Annotated in this window: 11 protein-coding genes; 8 read left to right on the plus strand and 3 right to left on the minus strand. The window is 33.1% G+C overall.

Annotated features, from left to right (window positions below):
* The 3 genes from B4E95_RS08225 to B4E95_RS08235 form a co-directional block, all read right to left on the minus strand.
* Positions 1–1083, minus strand: a 1083-nt coding sequence (locus tag B4E95_RS08225) for a (Fe-S)-binding protein (RefSeq protein WP_291091091.1), incomplete at its 3' end; no start/stop codon positions are given.
* A gap of 53 nt (positions 1084–1136) precedes the next feature.
* On the minus strand, positions 1137–2111 hold the full coding sequence (locus tag B4E95_RS08230) for an MlaD family protein (RefSeq protein ID WP_291091080.1): 975 nt from the start codon (positions 2109–2111) through the stop codon (positions 1137–1139).
* A gap of 59 nt (positions 2112–2170) precedes the next feature.
* A complete protein-coding gene (locus tag B4E95_RS08235) occupies positions 2171–3466 on the minus strand; it encodes an N-acetylmuramoyl-L-alanine amidase family protein (RefSeq protein WP_291091082.1) in 1296 nt (431 codons plus the stop codon).
* A 72-nt stretch (positions 3467–3538) separates the two neighbouring features.
* Here B4E95_RS08235 and B4E95_RS08240 point away from each other — a divergent pair, with 72 nt between their 5' ends.
* The 8 genes from B4E95_RS08240 to B4E95_RS08275 form a co-directional block, all read left to right on the plus strand.
* Positions 3539–6151, plus strand: coding sequence for a putative LPS assembly protein LptD (locus B4E95_RS08240; RefSeq protein WP_291091084.1), 2613 nt, complete (start codon positions 3539–3541; stop codon positions 6149–6151).
* A 12-nt stretch (positions 6152–6163) separates the two neighbouring features.
* Positions 6164–6550, plus strand: a complete 387-nt coding sequence (locus B4E95_RS08245; RefSeq protein WP_291091086.1) for a RidA family protein — start codon at positions 6164–6166, stop codon at positions 6548–6550.
* Between the two features lie 9 nt (positions 6551–6559).
* Complete coding sequence (locus B4E95_RS08250) at positions 6560–7036, plus strand: hypothetical protein (RefSeq protein WP_291062979.1); 477 nt, start codon at positions 6560–6562, stop codon at positions 7034–7036.
* A 9-nt stretch (positions 7037–7045) separates the two neighbouring features.
* Entirely contained in the window at positions 7046–8119 is a 1074-nt protein-coding gene (gene pdxA / locus B4E95_RS08255) for a 4-hydroxythreonine-4-phosphate dehydrogenase PdxA (protein WP_291091087.1), read from the plus strand.
* A 72-nt stretch (positions 8120–8191) separates the two neighbouring features.
* Positions 8192–8770 carry a YceD family protein gene (locus B4E95_RS08260; protein ID WP_291048774.1) on the plus strand — a complete coding sequence of 193 codons (579 nt, stop codon included), beginning with the start codon at positions 8192–8194 and terminating at the stop codon, positions 8768–8770.
* A 55-nt stretch (positions 8771–8825) separates the two neighbouring features.
* The gene (gene rpmF, locus B4E95_RS08265) at positions 8826–9023 is read left to right on the plus strand and encodes a 50S ribosomal protein L32 (protein ID WP_019975824.1); all 198 of its coding nucleotides are present in this window, start codon (positions 8826–8828) and stop codon (positions 9021–9023) included.
* 125 nt (positions 9024–9148) lie between these two features.
* On the plus strand, positions 9149–9631 hold the full coding sequence (accB, locus tag B4E95_RS08270) for an acetyl-CoA carboxylase biotin carboxyl carrier protein (RefSeq protein WP_125348723.1): 483 nt from the start codon (positions 9149–9151) through the stop codon (positions 9629–9631).
* Positions 9632–9651: 20 nt separating this feature from the next.
* The coding region (locus B4E95_RS08275; RefSeq protein WP_291091089.1) for a biotin carboxylase N-terminal domain-containing protein at positions 9652–10367 on the plus strand (716 nt) is incomplete at its 3' end.

A 10367-nucleotide genomic window follows, 5' to 3' on the forward strand; every position in this document is an offset into this window, starting at 1 on the left:
TTTACCATCATCAACAAACTTACCATTTGTATCGATATTTTTGCTTACTTCTTCTAAACGATCTCGTGTATCCATCATAATTTTACGTGGAGATAATTTTTTTCCTGTCAAATTTGCTGGACATTCAGATGTACAACGTCCACATTCTGTACATGTGTAGGCATTAAGCAATTGTACTCGATTTAAATCAAAAATATCTTTTGCTCCAAATGTTTCTGGTTCCCCCTGTGGTTCAGCAGGAGCTGCGTAAGGATCTGCATTTGGATCCATCATCATTTTTACCTCATCTGTTACAGATTGTAAATTATTGAATTCTCCTTTTGGTTCTAACTTAGAAAACCATGTGTTTGGAAAAGCCAAAATGATGTGTAAATGTTTTGAATAATATAAATAATTTAAGAAAAAGAAAATTCCGATGATGTGAAACCACCACGCTGCTCTTTCTATAATTGTAATAAATGTGATGTCGTTGAATTGACTAATAATTGGTGCTGTTAACCAGGAAGAAATTGGAAAAGATCCTGTTTCGATATAATGAGGTGCACCCATTTTTTGTAAGACTTGATCTGCACCATTCATTGTAAATAAAGCCAACATAAATGCAACCTCCATAATTAGGATATAATTTGCATCGTCTTTTGCCCAGCCTTTCATTTCTGGTTTCCAGAAACGCCCAACTTTTACAAAGTTTCTTCTACAGAAGAAAATGATACACGAAACCATCACCAAAAAGGCTAAAATTTCGAAAAACCCAATCATTCCGTTATAGAAACCTCCTAAGAAACTTAGAATACGGTGTGTTCCGAATACACCATCGATGATAATTTCTAATACTTCGATATTGATTAAAACAAATCCTACATAAACAAAGATATGCAGAATACCAGCAAGAGGACGAACAATCATTTTACCTTGTCCTAAAGCCACACGAGCCATCGTTTTCCACCTTTCCGCAGGATGATCGAAACGATCGATTTCTTTCCCTAATTTGATGTTACGTATAAGTTTCTTTACGTTTTGCGCAAAGAACCAAATACTTCCTATCATAATTAGAAGAAAGATTACATTTGGAATGTACTTCATCATTTTTTATTAGTCTTTTTATGAGTTTTGAATATTTAATTTTAGTTTTGATCTTATGGCTGAACTGGTTGCTTTTTACCAAAAACAGAAATATTAACATAACGACTTGGGTTTTTCTTTAAGTCAGTTACGAATTCATTCATATTTTTGATTGTTGCTTCAAGCTCGTTAGCAAGTGTTTCGTCTTTTGCTAATTTTCCTAAAGAACCTTTTCCATTGTTCATATCTTCTAACAATGTATTTAAGTTTTTAGATGCATTTTCGAAATTCTTAATCACTTGATCCAATTCTAACGCGTTTAATTTATCCGCAGTTTTTCCAAATTTGTCAACTGTAGCTTTTGCAGAAGCCATTGTAGCAATTGCATTGTTAAGCGTTGTGTTCAATGTCTTTTCGTTTGTTTTGATCAAATTATTTGCACTATTTGATGTTGCAGTCAACGATTGCGCTGTTTTGTCGAACGAATCAATTGTATGATTCAAATTTCTCAACATTGCTTTAATATCTTGTTGAGTTGACGGATCCAAAACATTATTTACACTTCCTAATGTTTGATTAAAACTTAATAAAACACTATCTAATTTTGCTTGTGTTGGCGTTAATTGTTTTGTCAAACCATCTAACATTCCACCTGCAATACGACCTTGTAAATAATCACCATCTTTTGCTACATCTGGTCCATAGTCTAATAAAAGTCTAACTTCTGGTCCAGACATAATTCCTGGTTCGTAAATTTCTGCAATTGTTTTTTTTGAAAATTGAATATCTTTTTCGACAGAAATCACGACTTCAAAATAGATAGGTTTTGCAGTATCTATAATTTTAATTTCTTTCACCTGACCAACTCTCAAACCGTTTACAGAAACAGGTTTAGAAGGAGCTAATCCGCTTACATTTTCGTATTTCACTGTAAACAAACGTCCTGATGAAAAAATATTTTGACCTTTTAAGAAATTGAATAGCATGAAAAAACCTACTAAGGTTAAGATGGTAACAACTCCTATTTTTAATTCTTTAGATAACTTCACTTGTTATGATTTTATGCAAAAATAAAATTTAATTTGTAAAGAAACATTTTATATTACGTTTACATTGGTTCTTCACCATTAAATGTAACGATAAAGGCGTTTCTAAAACCTTTGTCTTGTACTTGTTTCAATGTTTTTTGAGCAGATTCCATTGTTTTATCAGAGCCATAATAATATTTCTGAAGTCCACCTTCTTTTACTCGCAACACATTTGTCAATCCATTAAATTTTTCGTCTTTGTCTTTATATTTTTTATTTGATGTCATAAACTGAACACGATAATTTTTACCACCTTCTAATTTTTTATTCGTTTCAAATTCTACAATTTTTGCACCAGAAAATCCTTTACGTTTTACCGTTTGCAACAAATCATTTGCACGAGATTGTAAATCTGTTTCTCCGTAATAATACACGTAATTATCACCTTCCTGAATTACATCTAAATCTGTTAAACCTCTTAATTGCGGCGAAGTTGAAGAAAATTTCATTTTAGACTCCATTACCCTTACCTTCAATTTTTTTCCTTCTACAGGTTTTTCAACTTTTTTAACTGGATTAGGTTTTTCGTCCTCGTCCTCTACTCCACTTCTACGATCGTATTCTTTTTTGAATTGTTTGAATGCTTCATAAATTGTTTTAGTCGATTTTTCTTTTCCTTCATCAGATGCTAAAAAAGTTCCTTCGTCATAATTCGAAATAAATCCTAACTCAACCAAAACAGATGGGGAAGCATTTCCTCTCAACACGTGAAAGTTTGCTTGTTTAACACCTCTACTTTTTCTGAAATCACGATTCACAAAACCTTTTTCTACCAAATCTGCAAAACGAATAGATTGTTCTTTGTAAGCTGCATTCATAATCTCGAAAGCGATAACCGCCTCTGGATCATTTGGATTAAATTTTTCGTAACGTTCTTGATCTTTCTCTAAAAACACAACCGAGTTTTCACGTTTAGAAACCTCATCTGTTTCATTAGATCGCTTCAATCCCATTACAAATGTTTCTGTTCCCGTTGCACTTTTGTTATCAGCGGAATTACAGTGAATCGAGACAAATAAATTCGCATGATTATCATTTGAAATTCGTGTACGTTCCCATAATTCTAAAAAAATATCTGTGTCACGTGTTAAAACAACTTTAACATCTTTGTGATTTTTCTTAATTAATTCCGCCAATCTTTTCGAAACATCTAACGTAATATTCTTTTCATAATCAGCGACTCCCCTTGCTCCAGCATCATGTCCACCATGACCAGCATCAATAACAATTACAAAATTTTGCTTTTTTTGTGCAAATGAAAATGTAGAAAATACCATCATCATCGCAAAAAATAAATACTTTTGTATGTTAATCATTTTTAAACTCATACTATAGGTTTGTTTTTTTGATTAATTTTGACGCAATTTATAAAAAATAAGTTTTTCAATTTGTTTACAAAGGCAATTAAATCGATTTTATTTTTTAGTCCAGTAATGGTTTGCACCGTTTCTTTTGGACAAGTTAAGCAAAATAATAACGATAAAGATCACTCTAAGATAGTTTCTGATTCTGTAAAATTAGATACTATTATACCTGTAAAAGAGAAATTAGAGTTTGTGGTAGAGCACAATTCCGAGGACGAAATACATAATCGTAAAAAACGTATGACTTACCTTTTGCGTAAGGCACATGTAGTTTACGGCGATATGGCTATTGATGCAGATTATATTGAACTAAATTGGGATACAGGTGATGTATATGCCGAAGGTAAGCGCGATTCTATTGGGAATATTGTTGAAAAAACAAAGTTTACACAAGGTCAACAAGAAATTTTACAAGATGCTTTCAAAGTAAACTTCAAAACGAAAGTTGGAATTGCATATAACATTCGCATGACGCAAGAAGATGGAATCATCATTGCAGATAAAGCGAAACGTGTCAACGATTCGGTAATGTTACTAAAACGTGCCGATTTTACTACGGATACTTATTTTAAGGAAGGAAAAGATACTCGACCAGATTATTTTCTTCGTGCTAAAGAAGGAAAAATGATTGATAAAAATGGTAAAAAAACATTGATTACCGGACCTATCAATATGTGGATTTATGACGTACCAACACCATTAGCATTACCATTTGGTTACATCCCAGCGATAGGTGCAAAACGTGCCGCAGGTATTTTGATGCCTCGCCCAGGTGAGCGTACAAACCTTGGTTTCTTTATCGAAGATTTAGGATTTTATGTTCCATTTGGAGATAATTTTGATTTAAAACTTTCGGGAGATGTTTACACAAAAGGTAGCTGGGCTGCTAGAGCCGAATCTACCTATAAAAAACGTTACAAATACAATGGTCGACTTGCAGCGAATGTAGAAAATCGCTTAACTGGTATCAAAGGTCTTACAGAAGGTTCTAATGCCTTTTCTAAACAAAGTATGTTTGGTGTTATGTGGTCACATAGCCAAGATCCGAAAGCAAATCCATATTGGTTATTCAATGCCAATGTTAACTTTTCGAGTTCGAAATATTACCGTGAATCTGTACGAAATCAATACATCAATACTGGACAAGTTTTTACAAACAACGTTAACTCATCTATTAACTTAACAAAAAACTTTGAGAATGCTCCACTAACAGCTCAGTTGAGTATGTCGCACTCTCAAAATTACAATACTGGAGATATTAACATTGCATTTCCTCGTTTCAACTTGACGATGTCTCGTATTTTCCCATTTGCAAAGAAAAATATGCCAAAAGAAGGTTTAATTCAGAATCTTGGTTTAACGTATAGTATGCAAGCTGGAAATGAAGTTAACACCAACGACAAAGACATCTTTACGGACAAAATGTGGAAAGATCAAATGCGAATGGGTGCGAATCACAAAATTGGTTTGCAGACAGGTATTACACTTGCTAATTATTTCCCATTAACACTTTCTTCTGACTATAATGAAGTTTGGGGTGATAATCGTTTGATTAAAAACTACAATTCTGTTAACGGAAAAATAGAGGACACAACATTGAAAGGATTCAATTCATATCGAACATTTAATTTCAATGCTTCTGTTTCAACTAATATTTATGGATTATATCTTAATCCAAATAAAGATGCTAAGATTTTAGGAATTCAGCACGTGATTACACCATCTATTGGTTATAGTTATACGCCGGATTTCCAAAGTCAATCTTGGGGATATTACAAAGCTTATCAAAACCAAAATCAAGAAGAAGTTTGGTACAATCAATATCAAAACATGTTGTATGGTGTATCAATTCCTGGTTTGACAAATTCATTAAACTTTGGAATTTCGAACAATTTAGAGATGAAAGTAAAAGATGCAAATGATTCGAAAGGTTTCAAGAAAGTAAAGATATTTGAATATTTACGTTTGAGTTCATCTTATAATTTCTCTGCGGATGAATTTAAACTTTCTCCAATTAGTATTAATGGAATGACATCTTTGTTTGACAGAAAAGTAAATGTACAATTCTCATCAACTGTTAATCCATATAAAATTCAACGTTATATAAATGCTGAAGGAAATGAAGTTGCTCAATACATTGATGAACTTGGCTTAGGAAATCTTCGTATTTCGAATATGACATTAGGAACTGGTTATACTTTTGATAATAGTACATTTGGTGGAAAACGTTTCGATGCCAAGAACTATAAAAAGCGTGGAACAGTTCGTGACGAAAATTTCTATTATGACAGCGATAATTATGCGCAATTTGCTATTCCTTGGAGTTTAACAGCTAATTTAAGTTATAATTATAGCAAAGGAACAGAACGAAAAGGAAGTAGCACAGGTTCTATTGCAATGAATGGTAAAATTTCGCCAACACCATATTGGGCAATTTCTGCAAATGCAACTTACGATTTCATCAAAAATGAAATTACATATGTACGTTTTGGTTTTGAAAGAGATTTACGAAGCTTTACCTTATCATTCAACTGGACACCAATGGGAACATATAAAAGTTATGATTTCTTTATCGGAATAAAAGCATCAATCTTACAAGATTTAAAATACAACGATAGATCAAGACTTAATTACTAAAAAAATATTAATATGAAAAAACAAATCGTTCATACAGAAAAAGCACCAAAAGCAATTGGACCTTATTCACAAGGTGTAAAATGCAACGGATTTATTTACACATCAGGACAAATTCCTTTCAATGTAGAAAAAAATGAATTGGTTACAACAGGTATTCAAGATGAAGTTCATCAAGTAATGAAAAATGTAATTGCAATTTTAGAAGCTGGCGGAACAAAAATTGACCAAGTTGTAAAAACAATAATTTTCGTTAAGGATTTGAATGATTTCAATGCAGTTAACGAAGTTTATGCTTCTTATTTTAATGATGAAAATTATCCTGCACGCGAATGTGTAGAAGTTGCTCGTTTACCACGCGACGTAAATGTTGAAATTTCTGTAATCGCCATTGCAGACTAATAAAATATTATGCTAAAAGACAAAACTGTATTAAGAAACACAATTGCTGTAATAGTAGGATTAGCTGTTATCTATGCTATCATACAATTTGGTCTTATATACAACGCGGATAGATTAGGATGGGACGACAAAGTTTTTCCGGAATGGAGACACATCATCAAATATTTTTCGCACCAAGAAGGGAAAAAATTCGAAGTTCAATTTTTTGGATCAATGCTCGCAATTAGTGGAATTGCAGCTTTAGTTGGTGGTGTTATAACAGCTCTTATCGTAAGAAGAGCTAAACAAGCTTACACGATGTTTGTAGGATTTATTGTGTTAATCGTTGCATTAGGCGACGTTCTTATCACGCCTTATCACCCAACTTGGTACGAAATTGCGATCTGTCCAGTTTTATTCTTTTCATCATGGATTGGAGGTTTAATTGTAGATTTAATTTACAAAAGATTTTTCAAAAAATACAAACCATCCAGCCAATCATATTAAATTAACATTATGTCTGAAAAAGATAGAAAAATTAGAGTTGCCATCTCGATTGGTGATTATAACGGAATCGGAATTGAGGTTATCTTAAAAACCTTACAAGAAAAAGAAATAACAGAGTTTTTTACCCCTGTTATTTTCGGTTCAACCAAATTATTATCGTATCAAAAAGATCGTTTAAAATTTGACCGAATCAATTTTCAAGGTATTCAAGATGCGAATCAAATTGTAGACGGAAAAATCAATGTGGTTAATCTTTGGAAAGATCAAATTGATGTACATTATGGTAAAGTAACCAAAGAAGCTGGTGAACACGCTTATCAATCATTAAAAGCGGCTGCAAAATCTGTTTCAGATGGTTTTACTGATGTTTTGGTAACGGCTCCAATTAATAAAGATAATATTCAGTCCGAAGAATTTCATTTCCCAGGTCATACCGAATATTTAGGAGATGTTTGGGGAGGAAAACCTTTGATGTTCTTAGTTTCAGAGAAATTGAGAGTTGGTTTAGTAACGCAACATATTCCGATTAGCGAAGTTGCAAAACAAATTAATCCAAAATCTGTTTATGCAAAAATTCAACAAATTCATAAAAGTTTGATTGAAGATTACGCCATCAAAAAACCAAAAATTGCAGTTTTAGGTCTTAATCCTCATGCAGGTGACAATGGTCTGTTAGGATCAGAAGAAAAAGAAATTATTTCGCCAGTTATCGAGCGCTGCATTAACGAAAATCAATTAGTTTTTGGACCTTATTCGGCAGATAGTTTTTTCAATCCAAGTAATTTAGACGCTTTTGATGCTGTTTTGGCCATGTATCACGATCAAGGATTGGTTGCTTTCAAAACAATTAGTTTTGATGAAGGAGTTAATTATACAGCTGGATTAAAATTTGTACGAACTTCGCCAGATCATGGTGTAGCTTACGACATCGCAGGAAAAGGAATTGCAAACGAAGAATCATTTAAGGAAGCTATTTTTTCAGCAATCGAATTATATAAAAATCGAAACGAATACCAAGAGCTAACAAAAAATGTATTGCAACATATTCCTCTAAAATTAGAAAAAGGCGATAATAAAGAATAAAAATTTAAAATAAGTTGCAAAGAGCTATTAATTTTAAATAAATTAGATTATCTTTGCACACCTTTTTGTGGTATGGACAAGTTAAAAAATTATAATATTGTATTTACAAGCTTGCCTTTTGGTAAGAGTGATTTTACATTCGAATTATCACAATCGTTCTTTGATTTATTTGAAATTGAGCAAGATTTTGACAATCCTAATTTAATTGCAACAATTATTTTAGATAAAAAATCGACAATGCTTGAGTTAGAAATCAGCTTAAAAGGAGACATTACAGTCCCTTGTGATTTGACTGGAGAATTGTTTCAACAAGAAATTTCAAATAATGCAGAATTAATTGTTAAATTTGGAGACGAGTTTGACGATACTGATTTTGAAATGTGGGTAATTCCAAGAGAGGAATACCAAATCAACGTTGCGCAAGTTCTTTATGAATTGGCAATGCTATCAGTACCAACAAAACGAATTCATCCCGATGTCTTGAATGGCAAAAGCGATTCTGAAATGATTGAATTGTTAGACCAATACAGCATTTACGAATTAGACGAAGATGCAGAAGACGAGCATGACGATGACGATAACAATGATGACGATGACGATAATAACGACATTGATCCTCGTTGGGCAAAATTGAAAGATTTGAAACCTTAATTGGTTTTTATTATTAAAATAAATTATAGAAATAAAGAAAAAAAAGTAGTTAGATATGGCACATCCTAAGAGAAGACAGTCGTCAACAAGAAGAGATAAACGTAGAACACACTACAAAATCGAAGCTCCACAATTAGCAATCGATAAAACAACAGGTGAAGCACATTTATATCACAGAGCTCACTGGTCTGACGGAAAATTATACTACAAAGGTAAAGTAGTATTAGAGAAAGTACAAGAAGTTACTGAATAATATAATCTTCGAAAGATTTTGAAGCTGTTTCTAAAAAGAAACAGCTTTTTTTATTTTTTTTTCAATACCTTTGAAATCGTTTTATAAAAAACAAACATAAAAGGTCAAATAAAAAACCGCATTATATGGACATTAAAGACATTCAAAATTTAATTAGATTCGTATCAAAAGCAGAAGTTGCTGAAGTAAGCATCAAACAAGATGACATCGAAATCAAAATCAAAACTTTAGCAAGCGTACCTGCACAAGTTGCATCTCAACAAATTTATGTACCACAAGCTCCTGTAGCTCCAATTGCCGCTCCTCAAGCGTCAGCAGCTGCACCAGCAAATAACTCTACAACATCAACAGAAGAAGAAAATAGTAATTTAATTACAGTTAAATCTCCTATGATTGGTACTTTCTACCGTGCTGCAGGACCAGGTAAAGAACCTTTTATTAATGTAGGTGATGCTATTGCTCCAGGTAAAGTTTTATGTATTGTTGAAGCAATGAAGCTATTCAACGAAATCGAATCAGAAGTTTCTGGAAAAATTGTAAAAATCTTAGTGGACGACGCTAGTCCAGTTGAGTACGATCAACCATTATTCTTAGTTGATCCAGCTTAATCAATTACATCTAAAAAATTATGTTTAAAAAGATATTAATCGCTAATAGAGGTGAAATTGCAATGCGTATTATACGTACTGCAAAAGAAATGGGAATCAAAACGGTTGCCGTTTACTCTAAAGCAGACGAGACTTCATTACACGTACGTTTCGCTGACGAAGCTGTGTGTATTGGTCCTGCTCCAAGTAAAGATTCGTACCTAAAAATGGCTAACATCATCGCGGCTGCAGAAATTACTGACGCGGATGCTATTCACCCAGGTTACGGGTTTTTATCTGAAAACTCAACTTTTTCTAAAATCTGTGCTTCTAACGGAATCAAATTCATCGGTGCTTCTGCAGAAAATATCGAGCGTATGGGAGATAAAGCCAATGCGAAAGCTACTATGAAAGAAGCTGGTGTTCCTGTAGTACCAGGTTCTGATGGTTTATTAGAAAGCTATGAGCAAGCCTTAGAAGTTGCGCGCGAAATTAAATACCCAGTTATGATGAAAGCTACTGCCGGTGGTGGTGGTAAAGGTATGCGTGCAATTTGGAAAGAAGAAGATTTATTACACGCATGGGAATCTGCTCGTACAGAAGCTGCTGCAGCTTTTGGTAACGACGGAATGTATATGGAAAAATTAATCGAAGAACCACGTCATATCGAGATTCAAGTTGCAAGTGACCAAAACGGTAAAGCTTGTCACTTATCAGAACGTGACTGTTCTATTCAACGTCGTAATCAAAAATTAGC

The sequence above is a fragment of the Empedobacter sp. UBA7494 genome, assembly GCF_002478465.1.
Classification (GTDB): Bacteria; Bacteroidota; Bacteroidia; order Flavobacteriales; family Weeksellaceae; genus Empedobacter; species Empedobacter falsenii_B.